Source organism: Roseibium sp. MMSF_3412 (genome assembly GCF_030733265.1).
Taxonomy (GTDB): domain Bacteria; phylum Pseudomonadota; class Alphaproteobacteria; order Rhizobiales; family Stappiaceae; genus Roseibium.
In genome coordinates, this window is record NZ_JASHJI010000007.1 from 81,644 (window position 1) to 101,064 (window position 19,421).

At 58.7% G+C, this 19,421-nt stretch carries 17 protein-coding genes; 9 read left to right on the top strand and 8 right to left on the bottom strand.

From position 1 onward, the window contains the following. Positions 1–1,521 carry a Ppx/GppA phosphatase family protein gene (locus RBB49_RS14235; protein ID WP_306143506.1) on the top strand — a complete coding sequence of 507 codons (1,521 nt, stop codon included), beginning with the start codon at positions 1–3 and terminating at the stop codon, positions 1,519–1,521. A gap of 10 nt (positions 1,522–1,531) precedes the next feature. Here RBB49_RS14235 and rnd read toward each other — a convergent pair whose 3' ends face one another. Continuing rightward, entirely contained in the window at positions 1,532–2,719 is a 1,188-nt protein-coding gene (rnd, locus tag RBB49_RS14240; protein WP_306143507.1) for a ribonuclease D, read from the bottom strand. Positions 2,720–2,864: 145 nt separating this feature from the next. On the opposite strand from rnd, the gene RBB49_RS14245 reads away from it, so the two are divergent. Further along, positions 2,865–3,491, top strand: coding sequence for a ParA family protein (locus RBB49_RS14245; RefSeq protein ID WP_306143508.1), 627 nt, complete (start codon positions 2,865–2,867; stop codon positions 3,489–3,491). 1 nt (position 3,492) lies between these two features. Here RBB49_RS14245 and RBB49_RS14250 read toward each other — a convergent pair whose 3' ends face one another. The 3 genes from RBB49_RS14250 to RBB49_RS14260 all read right to left on the bottom strand — a co-directional run bounded on the left by RBB49_RS14250 (position 3,493) and on the right by RBB49_RS14260 (position 4,667). Further along, a complete protein-coding gene (locus RBB49_RS14250) occupies positions 3,493–4,080 on the bottom strand; it encodes a disulfide bond formation protein B (RefSeq protein ID WP_306143509.1) in 588 nt (195 codons plus the stop codon). A gap of 11 nt (positions 4,081–4,091) precedes the next feature. After that, on the bottom strand, positions 4,092–4,247 hold the full coding sequence (locus tag RBB49_RS14255; RefSeq protein ID WP_306143510.1) for a DUF5993 family protein: 156 nt from the start codon (positions 4,245–4,247) through the stop codon (positions 4,092–4,094). Between the two features lie 129 nt (positions 4,248–4,376). Beyond that, positions 4,377–4,667 (bottom strand): hypothetical protein, encoded by a 291-nt coding sequence (locus RBB49_RS14260; RefSeq protein WP_306143511.1) that lies wholly within the window; start codon positions 4,665–4,667, stop codon positions 4,377–4,379. 194 nt (positions 4,668–4,861) lie between these two features. Between RBB49_RS14260 and aspS the strand changes: the two genes are divergently transcribed. Together aspS and RBB49_RS14270 are read left to right on the top strand one after the other, a co-directional pair. Next, positions 4,862–6,643 (top strand): aspartate--tRNA ligase, encoded by a 1,782-nt coding sequence (gene aspS, locus RBB49_RS14265; RefSeq protein WP_306143512.1) that lies wholly within the window; start codon positions 4,862–4,864, stop codon positions 6,641–6,643. Positions 6,644–6,743: 100 nt separating this feature from the next. Continuing rightward, a complete protein-coding gene (locus RBB49_RS14270) occupies positions 6,744–8,549 on the top strand; it encodes an ABC transporter ATP-binding protein (protein WP_306143513.1) in 1,806 nt (601 codons plus the stop codon). A gap of 64 nt (positions 8,550–8,613) precedes the next feature. On the opposite strand, the gene RBB49_RS14275 is transcribed toward RBB49_RS14270, so the two are convergent. Further along, on the bottom strand, positions 8,614–9,783 hold the full coding sequence (locus RBB49_RS14275; RefSeq protein WP_306143514.1) for a hypothetical protein: 1,170 nt from the start codon (positions 9,781–9,783) through the stop codon (positions 8,614–8,616). A gap of 120 nt (positions 9,784–9,903) precedes the next feature. Further along, positions 9,904–10,803 carry a sugar kinase gene (locus tag RBB49_RS14280; protein WP_306143515.1) on the bottom strand — a complete coding sequence of 300 codons (900 nt, stop codon included), beginning with the start codon at positions 10,801–10,803 and terminating at the stop codon, positions 9,904–9,906. 193 nt (positions 10,804–10,996) lie between these two features. Here RBB49_RS14280 and RBB49_RS14285 point away from each other — a divergent pair, with 193 nt between their 5' ends. The 4 genes from RBB49_RS14285 (at position 10,997) to RBB49_RS14300 (ending at position 17,557) form a co-directional block, all read left to right on the top strand. Continuing rightward, positions 10,997–12,604 carry an EAL domain-containing protein gene (locus RBB49_RS14285; RefSeq protein ID WP_306143516.1) on the top strand — a complete coding sequence of 536 codons (1,608 nt, stop codon included), beginning with the start codon at positions 10,997–10,999 and terminating at the stop codon, positions 12,602–12,604. A gap of 144 nt (positions 12,605–12,748) precedes the next feature. Then, positions 12,749–13,306: a TetR/AcrR family transcriptional regulator gene (locus tag RBB49_RS14290; protein WP_306143517.1), complete on the top strand. Its 558-nt coding sequence runs from the start codon at positions 12,749–12,751 to the stop codon at positions 13,304–13,306. After that, positions 13,293–14,420 (top strand): efflux RND transporter periplasmic adaptor subunit, encoded by a 1,128-nt coding sequence (locus RBB49_RS14295; protein ID WP_306143518.1) that lies wholly within the window; start codon positions 13,293–13,295, stop codon positions 14,418–14,420. Before RBB49_RS14290 ends, RBB49_RS14295 begins: the two co-directional genes overlap by 14 nt. 32 nt (positions 14,421–14,452) lie before the next feature. Beyond that, positions 14,453–17,557, top strand: a complete 3,105-nt coding sequence (locus RBB49_RS14300; protein ID WP_306143519.1) for an efflux RND transporter permease subunit — start codon at positions 14,453–14,455, stop codon at positions 17,555–17,557. Between the two features lie 377 nt (positions 17,558–17,934). Here the strand turns inward: RBB49_RS14300 and RBB49_RS14305 are convergent, their stop codons facing one another. After that, positions 17,935–18,132: a hypothetical protein gene (locus tag RBB49_RS14305; protein WP_306143520.1), complete on the bottom strand. Its 198-nt coding sequence runs from the start codon at positions 18,130–18,132 to the stop codon at positions 17,935–17,937. 35 nt (positions 18,133–18,167) lie between these two features. Beyond that, a complete protein-coding gene (locus RBB49_RS14310; RefSeq protein ID WP_306143521.1) occupies positions 18,168–18,353 on the bottom strand; it encodes a YdcH family protein in 186 nt (61 codons plus the stop codon). Positions 18,354–18,477: 124 nt separating this feature from the next. Between RBB49_RS14310 and RBB49_RS14315 the strand changes: the two genes are divergently transcribed. Further along, positions 18,478–19,416, top strand: a complete 939-nt coding sequence (locus RBB49_RS14315; protein WP_306143522.1) for a LysR substrate-binding domain-containing protein — start codon at positions 18,478–18,480, stop codon at positions 19,414–19,416. The last annotated feature ends 5 nt before the right edge of the window (positions 19,417–19,421 follow it).

Genomic DNA, 19,421 nt, shown 5'->3' on the forward strand with positions numbered 1-19,421 from the left:
ATGAAGAGCCAGTTCAAGCCGGCGCGCGGCCGGCTCAACGGGACAGGGCCGGTTGCCGTCGTCGACATAGGCTCGAACTCCGTGCGTCTCGTGATTTACGAGCGCAAGGCCCGCACGCCAACAATGCTATTCAACGAAAAGCTTCTCGCCGGACTTGGCAGAGGGGTCGCGGCCACGGGGCAGCTTGCCACTGAATCCGTTGAACTCGCGCTCGGCGAACTGGTTCGCTTCAAGGCGTTGATCGAGCATACCGGCTGCAAGGAGCTTTACGTTGTCGCCACCGCTGCTGCACGCGACGCGGAAAACGGGCAGGAGTTTGTCGCCGAGGTGGAACGCATTCTCGATGCGCCCGTTCGGATATTGAATGGCAGCGAGGAAGCCTATTACTCGGCATTGGGTGTCATCGCCGGTTTCTGGCAGCCGCGCGGCATGGTCGGCGACATGGGCGGCGGCAGCCTTGAGCTGGTTGAAATAGGCGAAAAGAAACCCGGCGGCGGCGCGACCTTTCCCTTGGGCGGCCTGCGCCTGTCCGAGGAAGCGGGTGGCTCCATTGAGAAGGCGCACAAGATAACGGAGGCGGCTCTCAAGAACTACGAATGGCCCGGTCTTGCCCCCGGAGAACGCACCTTCTTTGCTGTCGGGGGGACGTGGCGGTCCCTCGGCAGACTGCACCTGATGCAGAACAACTATCCGCTGCACGTGATGCACAATTACGAGATGGACGCGGAAGAGGCGATCGCATTCTGCCGTGAGATCGCCGTGCCAAATCTCGAAGACATCAAAATGGCGGAGGTCGTCTCCAAGCAGAGACGTCCCCTCGTGCCGATTGGCGCGGTGGTTCTCGAACAGGTTCTGATCGCCATGAAAGCCGAACGGCTGATGTTCTCGGCAACCGGCGTGCGCGAGGGCCTGCTGCACGAGAAGCTGTCACCGCAGATGCAGGCCAAGGATCCTGTCATCGAGGCCGCACGCGAATTGTGCGAGCTGCGCGCACGCTCACCGCAACATGCGATCGAGCTGATTGACTGGACGGACGACCTTTTTCGCGAACTCCAGATAGAGGAAACGGCGAACGAAACCCGGTTGCGGCACGCGGCCTGTCTGCTTTCGGACATCGGATGGCGGGCGCATCCGGACTATCGCGGCGAGCAGAGCCTCAACATCATCTCCAATGCCTCGTTCGTCGGTCTTGATCATGCCAGCCGCGCCTATCTCGCCGCCGCCGTCTTTTACCGGCACCAGGGATTGCGCGAAGGAGCCTTGTCTCAGGTCATCCGGGAGCTGTTTACCGATCGTCTCAGGATAAGGGCAAAGGTGCTTGGCGCCACCTTGCGCGTCGCTTCGCTCCTGAGCGCGTCCATGGCCGGGCTGCTTCCCAAGATCGGGGTTGTGCGCACCGAAACCGGGCTCGCGATCGAACTGAGCAGCGAGCTTGCAAATCTGGACGGAGAACGCCTGCGCAAGCGCGCAGCGCAACTTGGCAAAGTGATCGATGCGGAAGTCGTTCTGAAACGCGCCTGAGGCCGGATGGTTATTCGGCCGCTTGCGTTTTCAACTCGCCCTGAACCGAGGACTGCGGAAGCGCGACGATCTGGCGGTCTTGAAAGGCGAGGGCGACTTCGCCGCGCTTGAGTTTCAATGCCAGTTCCCCGAACAACTCGCGGCGCCAGCCTTTCATTGCTGCGACATCGGCGTCATCGCTCGCTGCGATCTTTTCCAGGTCGTCCACCGTTGCAATCACCTTGGCTGCAACGCCATTGGCTTCGCTGACCATTTTCAGGAGCACCTTCAGGAGGTCGACGGCCGCCGCCGAACCATCTGGCGCTTGCCGGCCCTTGGGCAGCTTGGGCAGGTTCTCTCGCGGGACCTTCAAGGCCCGCCGGATCGCCTTCAGGATTTCGTCTGCGGATTTTGAGCGTTCGAAACCGCGCGGGATCGTCCTCAGCCGGCTGATTCCCTCCGGGTCCTGCGGTTGCTGGGCCGCCAGTTCATAGATCGCGTCGTCCTTGATCACGCGGTTGCGCGGTACGTTCCGGTCTTGTGCCTCACGTTCGCGCCAGGCGGCGAGTTCCATCATCACCGCAAGTTCGACCGGCTTGCGCACACGCAGCTTGAGCCGCTTCCATGCCTGTTCCGGATCGGCTTTGTAGGTCCCGACCGACGTCAGCACTTCCATTTCGTCGCGCACCCAGTGGCTGCGGTTCTGCTCCGCAAGATTGGCCTTGAGGAACTGATAGGCATCCCGCAGATGGGTGACATCGGCAAGCGCATAGTCGAGCTGCTTGTTCGTGAGCGGACGTCGGGCCCAGTCCGTGAACCTGGATGACTTGTCGATCCTGGCGCCGGTAACCTTGTAGATCAGCTGGTCGTAGGAGATGGAGTCGCCAAAGCCGCACACCATCGCGGCCACCTGGGTATCGAACAGGGGCGCGGGAATCAGTTCTCCCAGATGATAGATGATCTCGATGTCCTGGCGGGCGGCGTGGAAGACCTTTGTGACGCTGTCATCGCGCATGAGCCCGAAGAACGGAGCAAGGTCCAGACCTTCCGAGAGGGCATCGACAATGAATGCCATGTCGGGCCCGGCCATCTGGATTACGCACAGTTTGGGCCAGAAAGTGGTTTCCCTGAGGAACTCCGTGTCAACCGTTACGTAGTCATTGGCTGCAAGACGTTGACAGGCTTCGGCGAGATCTTTTGTTTTTGTAATCACATGCATGGTGAGACACAGCTATAACGGAGTTCTGCCGCTTTGTCGCCACGAAATGGAAAGTTAAGATCAATCTCCCCTTGAAGAAGCGCAATGAGTGCGCCTATGTTGGAAAGTGCTCAAATTTGTTTTCCCATGAAGCAGGAGATACCGGATGCGCAAAATACTTGTGGTGAATTCCAAGGGTGGATGCGGGAAAACAACCATCGCCACGAATCTTGCAGTTGCGCTTGCCGCACGGGGGGAGGATGTCGCGCTCGCAGACGCGGACCGGCAGAAGTCAAGTCTTTCCTGGACCAAGCGGCGCCCGAAGAATCTCCTGAGAATCGAGGCGTTGAACTGGAGCAAGGAAGGCAATATCGGCGATTTGGACAAGAAGCTGGACGCGGTCGTGATCGACGGTCCGGGCGGACTGCGCTCCGAACTTGCCAAGAACCTGATTGCCGAGGCGTCGGATATCGTGGTGCCCGTGCTGGCGTCCGCATTCGACTGGAACGCCACCTTGAAATTTCTGGACAACATCTCCGACATCAAGAAGGTCAGAAAAGGCAAGGCGGACATTCACGTTGTCGCCAACAGGATCAACAGGCGCTCGACACAGGTGAGCGACCTGGAAAAGACCCTTGCGAAGAAAGGCTATCCGCTGCTCACCAGGATTTCCGACCGGGTTCTTTACGCACGCCATGCCGCGAACGGGACCGGCGTGTTCGACCATTCGGATGCCAAGGCCCACGAAGTGAGGGGGCAATGGCATCCGCTCCTGCAGGCGGTCGACAGCTGATTCAACCCTCTGATTTGAGCTCCTCAAGCAGCTTGTAGTCGGTTGGCGGGTCGTCGCAGATGCCGGGACCGCATTCCAGGAATGTCGAGAGCACATTTGCCAGCGCCAGGAACAGCATCAGGAAAAAGGCGAATTTCGCGAGAGGCTGACCGCCAAACCGCCCGTGTTCGGGCTTGTCGACCAGTGCTTTCTTATACTGTCCCTCGAACAGCAACATGAACGCCGTTCCCAAAATGACCAGGAAGAAGCTGATCCCGGCCCAGGTGTAGTAGTGCAGACCCAGGACGGGCGAACCATAGCTGCCCGTGCCGGGGACAATGTGGAGAAGGATCTGACGAATTGAAACGCTTCCGCCGTAGATGGCAGATAGCAGCATGATGCCGTAATGATGCGGCTTGGCGCCGTAGATCAGGTTGAGGCACAGGCCGTAGCCAACGCCGACAAGCGCAACCCGTTGCAGCAGGCAGAGCGGGCAGGGCAGTTCGTCCAGCGCGAACTGAAAGGCGTACGCGGCAATCAGGATTCCACAGATAACGAGAAGCCCGATCGCATTCAGTGTCCGGGACGGATGAGGAGCGAGAATGATCATGCAACCGGCTCCTAAAGCTTGATCGTGAGCGGGCTCGTTGCGTGATAGTCGAGCCAGTAGATGCTCAACACGAGTGCGACTGTGAAGACCGCATAGGAAAGACGCCAGCGATCCCGCCAGGCAAGGATGATTGCGATTGTCATGAGCGCGAAGAGAAGAGAAATCACGTTCGGTCCCCCCCAATAGATTCGAGACGGAAAAAGCTTATAGCAGGGGTCGCGTTGCGGCAATTTTCAACCAAGGCGATTAACGGCCCTGCAGAAGCGTTCGCAAATACCGAAACGAATAATGCAGAATCATTCTGAAGGAAGTTTGGCGGCAAGGTCGAGAAACTGTTCCGCGGTCAAACCGGTCAGCGTTGGCATCTCGGCATCGAAAAAACGCCTGTCGTCGACGGCGTGCCTGATGAGGGCGCGGATCGCCGAAAACTCAATCGTGGATACCGGCGGTATCGGGATCTCGTTTGCAATCCTGTCCCTGATCTTCACTGCGAGCTGGCCGGGCACCGACGTGGTCATGATCAATTCTTCTTCTTCCTCGAGGCTTTTCAAAGCATCCAGTATGGCTTCGACGAGATCATGGGACACGGTGTCGGCAATCGCCTTTCTATGAACGGATCAAAACAGGGTTGATGGATACCTTTCCTCGCGAGGATCGGCAAGCAACGTCAAACACGCTCCCTTGACTTTCGCTTCGCAACATGGCTTGTGCAGCCGGACACGGCCTGCCATCGGTGGGCCGTAATGATTTTTCATGCCAAGAAGAACGCCGAGGAATTAGAATGCACCCCTACCGTAGTCACACGTGCGGTGATCTCCGACTGTCCGACGAAGGCCAGACCATCCGTCTTTCCGGTTGGGTCCACAGGGTCCGCGATCACGGCGGGGTGCTGTTCATCGATCTGCGCGACCACTACGGCGTAACCCAGTGCGTGGTCGATCCTGATTCCGATGCGTTCGGGCTCGCCGAGAGCGTTCGCTCCGAATGGTGCATCCGCATCGACGGCAACGTGAAAAAACGCACGGACGAAACCATCAATCCCGAACTGCCGACGGGCGAAGTCGAGATCTTCATCCGCGAGATGGAAATCCTGGGCTCCGCCAAGGAACTGCCGCTGCCCGTCTTCGGTGACCTGGAGTATCCGGAAGAAGTCCGGTTGAAGTACCGTTTCCTGGATCTGCGGCGTGAGAAACTGCATGCCAACATGATGCTGCGCTCGGATGTCATCCGGGACTTGCGCGATCGCATGTGGTCGATCGGCTTCAACGAGTTCCAGACCCCGATCATCACGGCGTCATCTCCGGAAGGCGCGCGCGACTTTCTCGTGCCGTCCCGTCTGCACCCCGGCAAGTTCTACGCATTGCCGCAGGCGCCGCAGCAGTTCAAGCAGCTGTTGATGGTCTCCGGCTTCGACAAGTACTTCCAGATCGCGCCGTGTTTTCGTGACGAGGATCCGCGCGCTGACCGCTCGCCAACGGACTTTTATCAGCTCGACATGGAGATGTCCTTCGTTACCCAGCAGGACGTCTTCGACACGATCGAGCCGGTGCTGGCGGGCTGTTTCGAAAAATTCGGCGGCGGCCGCCCCGTAAACCGCAACTGGCCGCAGATTGCCTACAAGGATTCCGCGCTCTGGTACGGAACCGACAAGCCGGATCTGCGCAACCCGATCAAGATGCAGATCGTATCCGAGCATTTTGCCGGTTCCGGTTTTGCCATCTTCGCCAACCTGCTGGAACAGCCCGGCACTCAAATCCGCGCGATCCCGGCCCCAAAGGGCGGCAGCCGCAAGTTCTGTGACCGGATGAACAAGTTCGCGCAGGGCGAGGGCCTTCCGGGCATGGGCTATATCTTCTGGCGCAAGGCGGAAGACGGATCGATGGAAGCGGCCGGCCCGCTTGCCAAGAACGTCGGCCCCGAGCGCACGGAAGCGATCCGCGCGCAACTCGGTCTTGAGGTTGGAGATGCCGCATTCTTCCTTGGCGGCAAGCCGAAACAGTTCGAGGCAGTGGCGGCGAAGGCACGCGTGATCATCGGCGAGGAACTTGGCCACACGGACAAGGAACGCTTTGAATTCGCCTGGATCGTTGACTTTCCGATCTACGAAAAAGACGAAGAGACCGGCGAGATCGACTTCGAGCACAATCCTTTCTCCATGCCTCAGGGCGGACTGGAAGCACTTGATGGCGACCCTCTTGACGTCAAGGGCTGGCAATACGATCTGTCCTGCAACGGCAATGAACTGGTTTCTGGTGCGATCCGGAACCACAAACCGGAGATCATGTACAAGGCATTCGAAATCGCCGGGTATCCGGCCGAAGAAGTCGACAAGCGCTTCGGCGGCATGGTGAATGCATTCCAGTACGGTGCTCCTCCGCATGGCGGCTGCGCGGCAGGCATTGACCGCATCGTGATGCTTCTGGCCAACGAGGCCAACATTCGCGAGGTCATGCTCTTCCCGATGAACCAGAAGGCCGAGGATCTCATGATGGATGCGCCGAGCGAGGCGACCGCGGCCCAGCTGCGCGACCTGCATTTGCGCTTGAACCTGCCGGAAGAATAAACGCATCGTTTTTGGGGCTTAACAAAATTGAGATCAACTCACGTGCTAAGATGCGCGTGGCGTGACTTGTTCAGTCTCAACTGTCGAGGCGATGATACCAATGGAAGCAAAACGCTTGCTGCGTAACCCGTTCAAGTCGGAAACCTGGACCGATCCGCGCGGAACGGTCCAGCTTATCAAACGTGTTCTGGGCGAAAATTTCCGGAAGTATATTCCAAAATACATTCTGGCATTTGTCTTCATGGGCGTGATTGCGGCAACCACGGCTGCAAGTGCGTGGATCATGCGTGATGTTGTGAACGAGGTATTCGTGAACAAGGACTCGCGGATGGTCTACCTCATCGGATTGGTGGTTCTATTCATTTTCACGCTCAAGGGTGTTGCGACCTTCGGTCAGATCGTCGTGCTGGCGCGCGTCGGAAACGAGATTGTCACGGATCTGCGCAGACGCATGTTCGCGATCCTCTTGCGCCAGAACCAGGCCTATTTTGACAGGCATTCCCTCGCGGAGATCGGCGTTCAGGTGAACCAGGGCGTCGGTGCCGTCAAATCCACGCTCGACATGATCGTGACGACGCTGGGCCGGGACGTGCTGACATTGATCGGTCTGGGTTTCGTGATGGTCTTTCAGAACCCGTTCCTGAGTCTGTTCGCGCTCATCACGATGCCGCCGGCCGTTATCGGGGTCACGTTTCTCATCCGCCGGGTGAAGGAATACGTGAAACGCCAGGTCGTTTCGAACCAGAAGGTCAGCACGGTGATGCAGGAGACCATACTGGGGGTTCGCGACGTGCGCGCTTTCGGACTGGAACCGGAAATGCGCGACAAGATGGAAGTCGGTCTTCTGGAGGTTCAGAAACAGGCCAACAAGATCGCCTCCCTGACCGCCAGGACATCTCCTCTGATGGACACGCTTGGCGGTTTCGCGATTGCGCTCGTTATCTTTTATGGCGGGTATTCCGTCATTGAGCTCGATCAGGATCCGGGAGCTTTGTTTTCGTTCATCACCGCGCTGCTGCTTGCCTATGATCCGGCGCGGCGTCTGGCACGTCTGAACGTCAATCTGGGCAAGCAGGTCGTTGGACTGCGCATCATGTACGATCTTGTCGACAGGAAACCCGATCATGAGGATGCCCCCGGCGCGCCCGACCTCGATCTGAAGTCAGCGAAAGTGGAGTTTCGCGATGTCGAGTTTTCTTACGGGGAAAGCGCCGCTCTTCATCGAACCAGCTTTGTCGCCGCTGCCGGAAAGATGACGGCGCTCGTTGGCGCGTCCGGTGCAGGCAAGTCGACGGTGTTTTCGCTGCTTGAGCGCTTCTACGATCCGCAGTCGGGCGAGATCCTGATCGACCAACAGGATATCAAGACCGTCACACAGCGCTCGTTGAGAGAATGCATGGCGTTTGTTGGTCAGGATCCCTTCCTGTTCAACAACAGCATTCGCGAGAACATTGCCGTTGGAAAACCCGGTTGCACGCAGGACGAGATCGAGGCCGCTGCCCGGGCCGCCAATGCACATGATTTTATCCTGGCCCTGCCGGAGGGTTACAACACGAGGGCGGGACAAGGCGGCAGCAATCTGTCGGGCGGCCAGAGACAGCGCATTGCGATCGCGCGTGCCATGCTGCGCGATGCGCCGATCCTGCTGCTGGATGAAGCGACTTCCGCGCTCGATGCCGAATCGGAGGCAACCATTCAGTCAGCGCTTGAAAACCTGATGGAAAACCGGACGACGCTGGTCATCGCACACCGGCTGAGCACGGTTCGGCATGCCCACCGGATCCACGTCATGGACAAGGGCAAGGTGATAGAGAGCGGCAGCCACAACGAACTCTTCGAACATGACGGGATCTACCGCCGCCTGTGTGAACTTCAATTCCAGGACAAGTCGGAAGCAGCCGAATAGCGTCCAAAAACGCCAGGCAAAAAAGCCCGGGAAGATCCCGGGCTTTTTCGTTGCGCGATGAAGCTCACTGGTTGGCGGTGATACCGACTGACAGAATTTGCGGGATCATCTGCGGGGCCAGCATTGCTGTTCCCATGACCTGTGAAAACGGCACCGGAGCACCGGGTGTCGCGGTGATTTCCAGCGATCCGGGCGCATTCAGATAGTCGGTCACGGCCTTGGCGACCTGACCCTCCAGTTCCTTGTTCTGCAGCATCCCGAGCATCAGGGGCAGGCTTCCCGTCAGACCGCCGACATAAGTCGGCACATCAACGCCCGATTTCTTGGCCTCCTGTTCCAGAATGCGGCCGGTGAGCGAAGCATCGTCCAGGCGGATTTTTGCGTCCACGACCGATACGTTCTGCAAAAGTCCCATGGCTTCTTCCGGCTTGTCGGACTTCGCTTCCAGTTGTTCCACGACATCTCGCGTGACGCCGCCGAGCGAAAGGGTGAGCGTCAGGCTGGCAGCATCCTTTGCATCGATCCTGAGTTCCGGAATGGTGATGGTCGCTGCGTCGACATCCCATTTGCCCGACGCCGTTACGTCGAGAGTAAGCGTTTCATAGCCGAGTTCGGAGAGCGTCTTTGCTTCTTCGACCTCAAGCTCTTTCACGTCGACAACCGCGCCGTTCAGCGCAAAACTGCCGGAGGTCGGCAAGTCGCCGTCCATGCTGTCGATCGTGGACGAGATCGACTGGATATCGGCAACCTTGCCGTCTTCGTCATTGATCTGGATGGTCTTGATTTCGACGGTCCTGTAGCCCGGGCCGGACGGCGATGTCTTGGCAGCCGCTTCTGCCGGTGAAGGAAGCACAAGCTGTGTCGCATTGAGCGTGCCCACGGACATGCCGCCGTCATCCGCTTTCAACTCGAGCGATTCCAGATCGAGGCTCTCGAGCTTGAGGCGGCCATTATCGAGGATCTCGCCGCCGCCCAGCATCGTCTTGGCAATCGTTACCTTGCCGTCTCCTCCATCCGCGACGACAAGGTCGCCGATCGTGACGGTATCACCCGAAGCATCCACGGACCCGTAGCTTTCAACGGTACCCTCCTGAGCATCCACAACGGACAGGAAGGCGTCGGCGATATCGTTGCCGGTTGCATCGAAGGCAAGGGCAGGCGCCGACTGAAGCGCTATCAGGCTTACGGCCGTGCACAGGCCGATTGCGAAACGGGGCGAGGGGGAAAACATCATATAAAACTCCACCATGAAAAGGCGGGCACACTCTGCTTGATGTTTCGTGCCGAAGCAAGGCTGTTGCCGCATCCGTTCAAGGTGCGCAGAACCGGCTTTCCGCTCGCATGGGACGGGTCGCTAGGCTGCGGCCTTTTCGTGGAACTGTTCCTTGGCGCGCTCAATATCTTCGAGTGAAGGCAGGCTGGCTTCGTTGCCGAGATGCTGGATCGCATGTGTCGATGCGGCTCGGGCGAACTTAAAATGCTCGCTCCAACTGCGTTCCGGATGGGTGAGATAGGAAGCGATATAGGCGCCGTGAAAAACATCGCCGGCACCGTTTGAATCGACAACCTTCTGCAACGGCACGTCGAGCGCGGGCAGGACCTTGTCCGCACCTCCTGCTTCGTACCAGACCGTGCCGTGTTCTCCGAGCGTGACCGCGCCGACCGGGCAGTTCTTGGATCGGAGGTATTGAAGGGTGTCGCCCGTCGACTTTCCGAGCTGCTGACAGAACCGTTCGGAGACAACGGCGATGTCGATATGGTTGAGCAATTCATCGGTGTTCTCCCGGACCGCACCGCCGTCAAGCGACGTCAGGATGCCGAGATTCCTGCAGGTTGCCGCGTAGTGGTGGGCGGCATCGGGCATGTGGCCGTCCAGGTGCAGCGCTTTCATGCCAGTCAGCGTGAGAGGCGGGAAGGGATGGAGGAAGTCGTTGTCGCGGCAGCGAACGATCGCCCGTTTGCCGGATTTCGGCATGATGAACGAGAGGGAGGAGTCGCGCACCTTTCGCCCATGGACCGAAATGCCGTAGGCACTTGCCATGTCCAGGAACATGCGCGCCAGCCAGTCATCGGCGAGTGAGCAAAGGACATCAGGCCGCCCGCCGAGCTTTGCGCAGCAAAATGCGGCCGTCACGGCGTTGCCGCCAAAACTTATCGCGTATTCCCGGGCGATCGTTTTCTCGTCGCCTGTCGGAAGGTTGTCGGTCAAAAAGGTAACGTCGATATAGGCTTGGCCGATAAACAGTGCCTGCATGAGCAACTCCCGTTTTCCCGTGGAACGTTTCGTGGCAGCACTTAATCACGTGTCCGCTTCGTTCAGCCTTGATCTGGATGAAACATCAACACATTCAGTCCTTGTTTACCCAGATCGGCCATGGTCAGGAAGAGTTTATTGGTCCACAGGTACACAATTGTCCTTCCGGTATCTAGGTTTTGCGAAAACGGTCATGATCGCCCTTGTTCTGGCGACCACACCGCTGTTCGCGATCAATATCATATTGAACCAGTTTGCCGAGCGTCGGGCCTTGACCGAGATGGAAGCCATGGGCGAGGTGTCGATCCGTCGCGCCGAGGAGGCCATCAGTACCACGGTGAGCCTGCTCCAGAGGCTCGACCGGGACGGCGTGCAGACCTGCAGTGCGGAAGACCGGGTCATCTTCGAAAGGCTGATCATTGAAAACGGAATGATCGACGCGCTTGGTCTCGTGGATGCCAAGGGCCAGCGCATGTGCATCGTTCCCGATCGCGAACTCGCCGGCAAGATCATTCTTCCGCCCGTGCGTACCGAAGGACCCCTGGTTGGTATCGGTATGCTGGATCGCGACTATCTCGGCGCAAAAGCGGCAGTCATCAGCTGGGACCTGAAAGACCAGACCAGGCTGTTCGCCGAGGTGACGCCGGCGGTCATTGCGATGGACCCGGGACCGGAATATCTGCGTTCGTACCGTAGAGCCGAATTGCGCCTGGGAGACAATCTGCTCTGGTACAATGTGGGCGGCTACAATTCTGAAGGGTCGAATTCAGAAAGCGTTCTCTCGGTTGATGTCATGTCGGAGCTCTATCCGCTTGTCGCGACGATCACCGCCCCCGTGAGCGCCGCGTCCCATGTCGTCAAGGATCTGAAGGTTGTCGCGGCGGCGGCCTGCGCCGGCATTGCCGTTCTGTTCGTTGCGATCGGTGTCTGGCTGTCGTGGCGGCCCGAGAGCGAAGCGAACGACGAATTCGTGGCGGCGATCCGCAACGGCGAATTCATCCCTTACTATCAGCCGGTCATGGATATCGAGACCCTGCGCCTGCGCGGGTGTGAAGTCCTGATGCGCTGGCGGCGTCCCAACGGCATGATCGTGTCTCCAGGCCAATTCATGGCCTATGCGGAAAACAACGGTCATATATTTGACATGACACGCCACATCATGCGCCTTTCGTCAGAAGAGGTGGGGGATCTCTACGGCGAGAACCCGGACTTCAAACTCTCCATCAATCTGTTTGCAGGGCACTTCCTCGATCGTGAAGTGGTTGCCGATATCAAGTCGATTTTCGAGAACTCCAAAATCTCGTTCCAACAGATTGTTGTCGAAGTCACCGAGCGCCATCCGCTTGAGGATATGGAACTTGCGCGCAAGATCATGGCGGAACTGCAGGCGCTTGGCGTGCGTGTGGCCCTGGATGATGTCGGCACCGGTCATGGCGGAATGGCTTATCTGCAGAAACTCGGCGTCGATATCATCAAGATCGACAAGATGTTCATCGACACGATCAGCTCCGACGACAATTCCACGACGATCGTGGACTCCATGGTGGAACTCGCCGACAACCTTGGAATGGGCATCATCGCCGAAGGTGTCGAACAGGAAGAGCAGATCGAGCGCCTGCTCGAACTTGGCGTGACAGCCGCTCAGGGCTATTTCTTCGCAGCGCCCATGCCCGCGGATGAGTTCATTGCGTTCTCGGAACGCATGGAACAGGAAGCGCTCGAACGCTCGCGTCTTGCGGCCGAGGCCGCGGCTGCCGAAGAAGCCGCCAGCGAAGCGGCAATGTCCAACGCGGCAGCCTGATAGACATCGGGCAACGAGCACCCGGCAAACTTCGAAACGCATTCATCACCGGCACAAAAATCCGTGAGGTCCGGATAAAACACTTGTCTGTACCGGCTGGACGGTTTATGTAATCGCCAGCTTTACTGACCAGACGGTTCAAAAATGACAGCGCGCGCTTCAAGACACTCTCCGGACTCGAAATCGGATATTCTCACCGCTGCGATTGAGGTCATTCGCCGCTCCGGCGCGCAGAATTTTACCATCGACGCAGTCGCGGAAGAGAGCGGATTTTCCAAGGGCGGGGTACTCTATAACTTTCCGACCAAGGACGCGCTCATTACCGGGATGGTCGGGTTTCTGGGCGGGCAGTTCGAAACCGACGTTCTGGCGGCCCGGGCGGCTAACCTGGGCTCAAAATCGCCTACGCTGAGCGGCATGATCGATGTCACGGAACGTTGGCTTGAAACAAAGCGCGATGTGGCGCAGGCGATCCTTGCGACGACGGTGGACCGCCCCGAGCTGACCGAACCCTTTTTAAAGGTGAAGCGGCGGTTCAAGGCGGCGATTGCCGAAGAAACGGGTGATTTCGGGAAGGCCATGGCAATATGGTCCAGTCTTGAGGGGCTGCACTTTTCGGTCGCGCATTGCGTTTCGATCCTGGAAGACCACGAGCGGGCGGCGGTCCTGAGCGAGCTCAGAAACCACCTTGAACAAGATTGAATTGAAAACGGGACGGCAGATGGTGACGGTTCAAAGAAAAAAGACTGCCCGCTGGATGGCAGTTCTGATTGCGGTGGTCGGTCTCGCGGCCTGTCAGGATGATGCGGCAAATCCTGTTGCAGAGGCGGAAGCAAAACTGCATGCAGCGCCGAGGCCGGCGAAGATTTTCACCGTGACGGACGAGATCGGCCTGATCGAAAGACGCTTCGCCGGGCGTGTTGCCGCCGTTCAGACGGTTGATCTTTCTTTCCAGGTTTCGGGAAAACTGCTCGAATTGCCCGTGCTGGAAAGTCAGCAGGTGTCCAAGGGCGACGTGATCGCGAAGCTGGATCCGACCGACTATCAACGTGCTGTCCGCGAGGCGACGATCAACGCGGATCAGGCCAAACGCGAGCTCGACCGGCTTGAAACGCTCAAGGAGCGTTCGGTGATTTCCCAGTCCGCATATGACGAGCAGAAAAACGTTTACGATCTTACGCTGGAACGGTTGGAAGAAGCGCGCCAGAACCTCGAATACACCACCTTGAAAGCTCCCTTCGATGGCATCATGTCTCTTCGCCTCGTTGACAATTTCACCACTGTCAGCGTGGCGACCCCGATCGTGCGCATGCATGATGTCTCGGAAGTCCAGGTCGACATCAATGTCGCCGAAGCGCTTTTCGGGCGGGTCACGGAATCGGAGGTTTCCTCGATTGAAGCGAAGTTCCCGGCCTATGGCGAGAAGATTTTTCCGCTGCAGTATCGCGAACACTCCAGTCAGGTGGACGAGGTCACGCAGACCTACCGGATCACGCTGGCAATGCCGCGGGAGGGTGTTGATCAGCTCTCGCCCGGCATGACTGCTTCCGTCATCGTCAAGCTCGTTCCCGAGGGTCTGGAACTCGGCGAGCAACTGCTTGTGCCCACGGCCTCGGTCGCCGTTGACGGCGAGGGCAACACCTATGTCTGGAAATTCGCAGACGCAACGGGTGCCGTCTCCAAGCAGCCGGTCGAGATCGGCACGATCATGGGAGACTACATCCCCATTCGCTCAGGCATTGAAACGGGTGACGAAATCGTCTCGGCCGGTGTTGCCTATCTCAGCGACGGCCAGATCGTGCGCCGTCTGCGCTGACAAGAGCTGTCATTAGTCAAGGATCACGGACCGTGGATATTGCACGCTACTCCATCGAGAAGCCGGTCAACACATGGATGATCGTGCTGATCGCACTTCTCGGCGGCCTTTGGGGCCTGACTTCGGTCGGGCGTCTGGAAGATCCGGCCTTCACCATCAAGGAAGCGCAGGTCATTACCGCTTATCCCGGGGCGACGGCGGCGGAGGTCGAAAACGAGATCACCGAGATCCTCGAAACGGCAATCCAGCAGATGCCGCAGCTTGATGAGATCAGGTCCGTTTCCGAGCCCGGGCTGTCACGCATTAGCGTGGAAATCAAGCCGACCTATGACGGTTCGGAACTGCCGCAGGTCTGGGACGAGTTGCGCCGCAAGGTCGGAGACGAGCAAAGGAACCTGCCCACGGGCGCGCAACCCCCTCTTGTCTATGACAGTTTCGGCGATGTGTTCGGTCTCTTCTATGCCTTCACCGCCGATGGCTACACAAATCGCGATATTCGCGACACGGTGAAACGGATCCGTCGGGAACTGCTCGCAGTTCCGGGCGTCGGCAAGGTCGAAGTCGATGGCGAACCCGAGGACGTCATCTATCTGGATGTCGACCAGGACAAGATGGCCGGCCTCGGCATATCCATGACCGACATCGTTGGTGTTCTGGATGCGGAGAACCGGATCCAGTCCAACGGCTCGGCGGTTTCCGGCCAGTCCCGCATTCGCTTGATGACGCCGTCGGCCTTCGAGGATTTCAGCGGGATCCAGGATCTCATCGTCGGCCGGCCGGGCTCAACGGCGATGATCCGTCTGTCGGACATATCCACGTTGGAGCTGGGCGAGCCCGAACGCCCGCGCAAACTGATCCGCCATGACGGTCACCGGGCCGTGACCATCGGTGTGTCCCAGGTCGATGGCACAAACATCGTCGATGTCGGCAATCGGGTGGTGGACAGACTGGCGGAAATCGAGGCGCTGCTGCCTGTTGGCATGCAGATCCACCCGATCTACGAACAGAACATCGTCGTTGATGCATCCGTGAACGGCTTCATTCTCAATCTGGCCGCCTCCGTTGTCATTGTCATCGGTGTCCTTGCGCTCTTCATGGGCTGGCGCGCGGCGATGGTCGTGGGAACCGTGCTTCTACTGACCGTCATGGCCACCGTCCTATTCATGCGGATCTTCAACATCGAGATGGAGCGGATCTCGCTCGGCGCGCTGATCATTGCCATGGGCATGCTCGTGGACAATGCGATCGTCGTTGCCGAAGGCATGATGATCAACATGCAGCGCGGGCAAAGGGCGATCGAAGCCGCAAGCCGTGTTGTCAGGCAGACGATGTGGCCGCTGTTGGGTGCGACCGTGATCGGCATCATGGCCTTTTCCGGGATTGGATTGTCACCGGACGCTACGGGTGAGTTCCTGTTTTCGCTCTTTGCGGTGATCGGCATTTCGCTGCTGCTGTCATGGGTTTTCGCGGTAACGGTGACGCCGTTGTTCGGAAAATATTTTTTCCGGACCGCTGAAGGCAATCTCGATGATCACGATCCCTATAAGGGCATCCTTTACACCATCTACCGCGGTTTCCTCGTGGGGGCTCTGCATGTCCGGCTGCTGTCCGTCCTGGCGCTGGTCGGTATAACGGTGGCCTGCGTGATGGCCTTCGGCAATGTGAAACAGGCCTTCTTTCCGGACAGCAACACACCGATTTTCTACGTGCATTACTGGTCGCCGCAGGGCACGGACATCCGATCGACCGAAGCCGATCTTGCAGAGATGGAAAAGGTCATTCTTGCTGATGAACGCGTGGAGGCCGTGACCAGCTTCGCTGGCGGCGGAGCGACCCGGTTCATGCTGACTTATGCGCCGGAAGACGCCAACCCGGCTTATGGCCACATGCTCATCCGGACGAAGAACCGCGACGATATCGATCTTCTGGCGCTGGATCTGCGCGCGCAATTCGGTGAACGGTTTCCCTCCGCCCAGATCATCACCAAGCGCCTCGTGTTCGGTCCGGGCGGCGGTGCGAAGATCGAGGCGCGTTTCTCCGGACCCGATGCCAACGTTCTCAAACGGCTCGGGGACGAGGCGCAGGCCATCTTCGCGCAGCCGGACAACAGGCTGGCAGACGTCAATACGGACTGGAGACAACGCGAACTCGTGGTCCGGCCGGAATTCGAAGAAGACAGGGCGCGCATTTCAGGTGTCACCCGCGAAGAGCTTTCGCTGTCGCTGCAGTTTGCAACGGAAGGCGTACAGGTCGGATCTTATCGCGATGTCGATGAGAGCATCCCGATTGTCGCCCGCAAGGCCGGTCCGGAAGGCATCTCGGTCAATGAAAGTGTTTCCGACTCACTTGTCTGGAGCACAGGCCAGCGCCGTTATGTTCCGATCGACCAGGTCGTGAGCCGGTTTGTCATGGAACCGCAGGACACGTTGATCCACCGTCGGGACCGTGTGCGCACGCTCACCGTCAAGGCGGAAACAACGGCCGGCGAAACGGCGACCGCCGCGCTCGCAAGGGTGAGGCCGCAGATCGAGACGATCGCGCTGCCGCCGGGCTACAAGCTGGAATGGGGCGGCGAATACGAAAGCACGAATGATGCGCAGGCGTCTCTCGGTGCGCAGTTGCCGCTTGGCTTCCTTGTGATGCTGATCATTTCGATCCTGCTTTTCGGATCTGTCCGGCAACCACTTATCATCTGGTTGATGGTCCCGATGTCGATCAATGGCGTTGCGATTGCCTTGCTCGTGACCGACACGCCTTTCGGCTTCATGTCACTGCTCGGCTTCCTGTCGCTTTCAGGCATGCTGATCAAGAATGCGATCGTGCTTCTGGAAGAAATCGACCGGCTGATCGAAGAGGGCAGCGAGAAATACGATGCTATCGTAACGGCAAGCGTCTCGCGTATGCGGCCCGTCATGCTGGCGGCAATCACCACGATCCTCGGCATGGCACCACTCTTGTCGGATGCGTTCTTCAGGGGAATGGCAGTGACCATCATGGGTGGCCTGGCCTTCGCGACCGTGTTGACCCTGATCGCCGCTCCGGTGCTCTATGCCCTGTTCTTCCGGGTGCGTCCGCCAAAGCGCGCGGACAAAGGCGAGGTGCCTGTGGATGCCGCCGCTGCAACGCCGGCTGAATAAAGACCCCGGCCCAAAGGGAAACCCGTCCGCGGATCCTGCGCGGCCCAAAGAAAAAACCCGTCCGCGGGGCTTGCGCGGCCCAAAGAAAAAACCCGTCCGCGGGGCCTGCGCGGCCCAAGGGAAAACCCGTCCGAGGTGCCTGCGCAGCCCAAGGGAAAACCCGTCCGAGGTGTTTGCGCCGCCCAAGGGAAAATCCGTCCGAGGGCTTGCGCGGCCCAAGGGAAAATCCGTCCGAGGGCTTGCGCGGCCCAAGGGAAAGCCCGTCCGAGGTGCCTGCGCGGCCCAAAGGAAAACCCGTCCGCGGGGCCTGCGCGGACGGGTTGATCCAGCTGCCGTGGCAGTATCGGTTTCGGAAGGTCGAAACCCGGACCGGTCTCTCAGCCGGACGCCATCTCACGCTGGACGGTCGACTTGGCGACCTTGATATTGTCGAGCACCTTGGGGCAGCTGGTGCTCGACGCCTGCTTCTCGGACAGGAAAGACGACATGCGTGCTTCCAGGTCTTGCAGCCGGGTTCGGCGGGTGAACTTCGGTTGCATTGCAGGTAAAGCCATAAATGGCCAGAACGGGTTCATGACGGGTTCCTTTCACGGGTGCACTCAGGTGCGCCTCAATATGCCAACTGGTTCGCGTTCAGGCTTGTTTCGATCCTGCTGATTTCGTCGCGCAGGCGGAGCTTGAATTTCTTGAGGGAGCGAATGTGCTGCGTGTCTGGATAAGGATGCAGTTCCTCACGGCGGATCAGGGAATCCAGCGTGTTGTGCTGGCTGCGCAAGGATTTCAAACGGTTGTACATCGCCTACCTCCACGTTGTTGGCTGTTGCTGTGTCGATGACCATGATATGGGGTGATTTAGACATAGAAGAAATACATTGTTTGTATTAATGTGATAGAAGAAAACTATCACTGGGTGGAAGGCGATGCATTTCAGACCATCACCGCGTCAATTGGACTATTTCATCGCTCTTGCCGAGACGCTTCATTTCGGTAAAGCGGCCGAAAAGTGCAACGTCTCCCAGCCGACTTTGTCTTCACAATTCAAGCTCTTGGAAGAGAGCCTCGGATGCGGGTTGCTGGAACGCGGCGGCGGGGAAATCAGCCTGACCGCAGCAGGTGAGCGGTTGCTGCCGCTGGCCCGTCAGGCTCTTGAGAGTTTGGACGAAATTGTGGCGGTGGCGCAGGCCGGCCGTGCAAATCTGGGCGGTCTGATACGCCTGGGAGTCTCGCCCACATTCGGGCCATATTTCATGCCGTATCTGCTGCCGATTCTGAAGGACAGCTTTCCGGATCTGGAACTCTACATCCGCGAGGACCGGCCGAATTTGCTGGAGGAGGGACTGGCTGCAGGCGCGCTGGACTGCATCATAACACCGGATGTCACACCAACAGGCCAACTGACCGAACGCGTGATCTGTCACGAGAGCGTATCGCTTGCCGTACCGAGGGCGCATCCGCTCTCCGGCCTCGACGTGGTCCCTGTTTCGCTCCTGAAGGGCGAAAAGCTTCTGTCTCTCGGGCAGGGCTTCCGGCTGCATAATGATGTGCAGGTGCTCGCCAGGGCCGCCGGTGCCGACTTTCTTCAGGACTACGAGGGCACCAGCCTCGACGCGCTTCGCCAGATGGCCTCGATCGGCATGGGCCTGGCACTCTTTCCTGCCGCCTATATCGCCTCGGAGTTTCCAAAGGAGCAGAACCTGCTTTTGAAACCTGTCGAAGGCATCACCATGCAGCGTGTCATGTATCTTGTCTGGCGCAACGGGAGTTCTCGCGCAGCGCACTATGAAAAGCTGCTGTCTCTTGCGCAGGAGGCCGTTATGAGTATGGCGGCGGAGGGCGTTGAGCCGGCGAACGCGGCATAGGGAGA

Coding starts and splice junctions, on each gene's coding strand:
- RBB49_RS14235 (WP_306143506.1), top strand. CDS start 1: ATGAAGAGCCAGTTCAAGCCGGCGCGCGGCCGGCTCAACGGGACAGGG.
- rnd (WP_306143507.1), bottom strand. CDS start 2,719: ATGCATGTGATTACAAAAACAAAAGATCTCGCCGAAGCCTGTCAACGT.
- RBB49_RS14245 (WP_306143508.1), top strand. CDS start 2,865: ATGCGCAAAATACTTGTGGTGAATTCCAAGGGTGGATGCGGGAAAACA.
- RBB49_RS14250 (WP_306143509.1), bottom strand. CDS start 4,080: ATGATCATTCTCGCTCCTCATCCGTCCCGGACACTGAATGCGATCGGG.
- aspS (WP_306143512.1), top strand. CDS start 4,862: ATGCACCCCTACCGTAGTCACACGTGCGGTGATCTCCGACTGTCCGAC.
- RBB49_RS14270 (WP_306143513.1), top strand. CDS start 6,744: ATGGAAGCAAAACGCTTGCTGCGTAACCCGTTCAAGTCGGAAACCTGG.
- RBB49_RS14275 (WP_306143514.1), bottom strand. CDS start 9,783: ATGATGTTTTCCCCCTCGCCCCGTTTCGCAATCGGCCTGTGCACGGCC.
- RBB49_RS14280 (WP_306143515.1), bottom strand. CDS start 10,803: ATGCAGGCACTGTTTATCGGCCAAGCCTATATCGACGTTACCTTTTTG.
- RBB49_RS14285 (WP_306143516.1), top strand. CDS start 10,997: ATGATCGCCCTTGTTCTGGCGACCACACCGCTGTTCGCGATCAATATC.
- RBB49_RS14290 (WP_306143517.1), top strand. CDS start 12,749: ATGACAGCGCGCGCTTCAAGACACTCTCCGGACTCGAAATCGGATATT.
- RBB49_RS14305 (WP_306143520.1), bottom strand. CDS start 18,132: ATGAACCCGTTCTGGCCATTTATGGCTTTACCTGCAATGCAACCGAAG.
- RBB49_RS14310 (WP_306143521.1), bottom strand. CDS start 18,353: ATGTACAACCGTTTGAAATCCTTGCGCAGCCAGCACAACACGCTGGAT.
- RBB49_RS14315 (WP_306143522.1), top strand. CDS start 18,478: ATGCATTTCAGACCATCACCGCGTCAATTGGACTATTTCATCGCTCTT.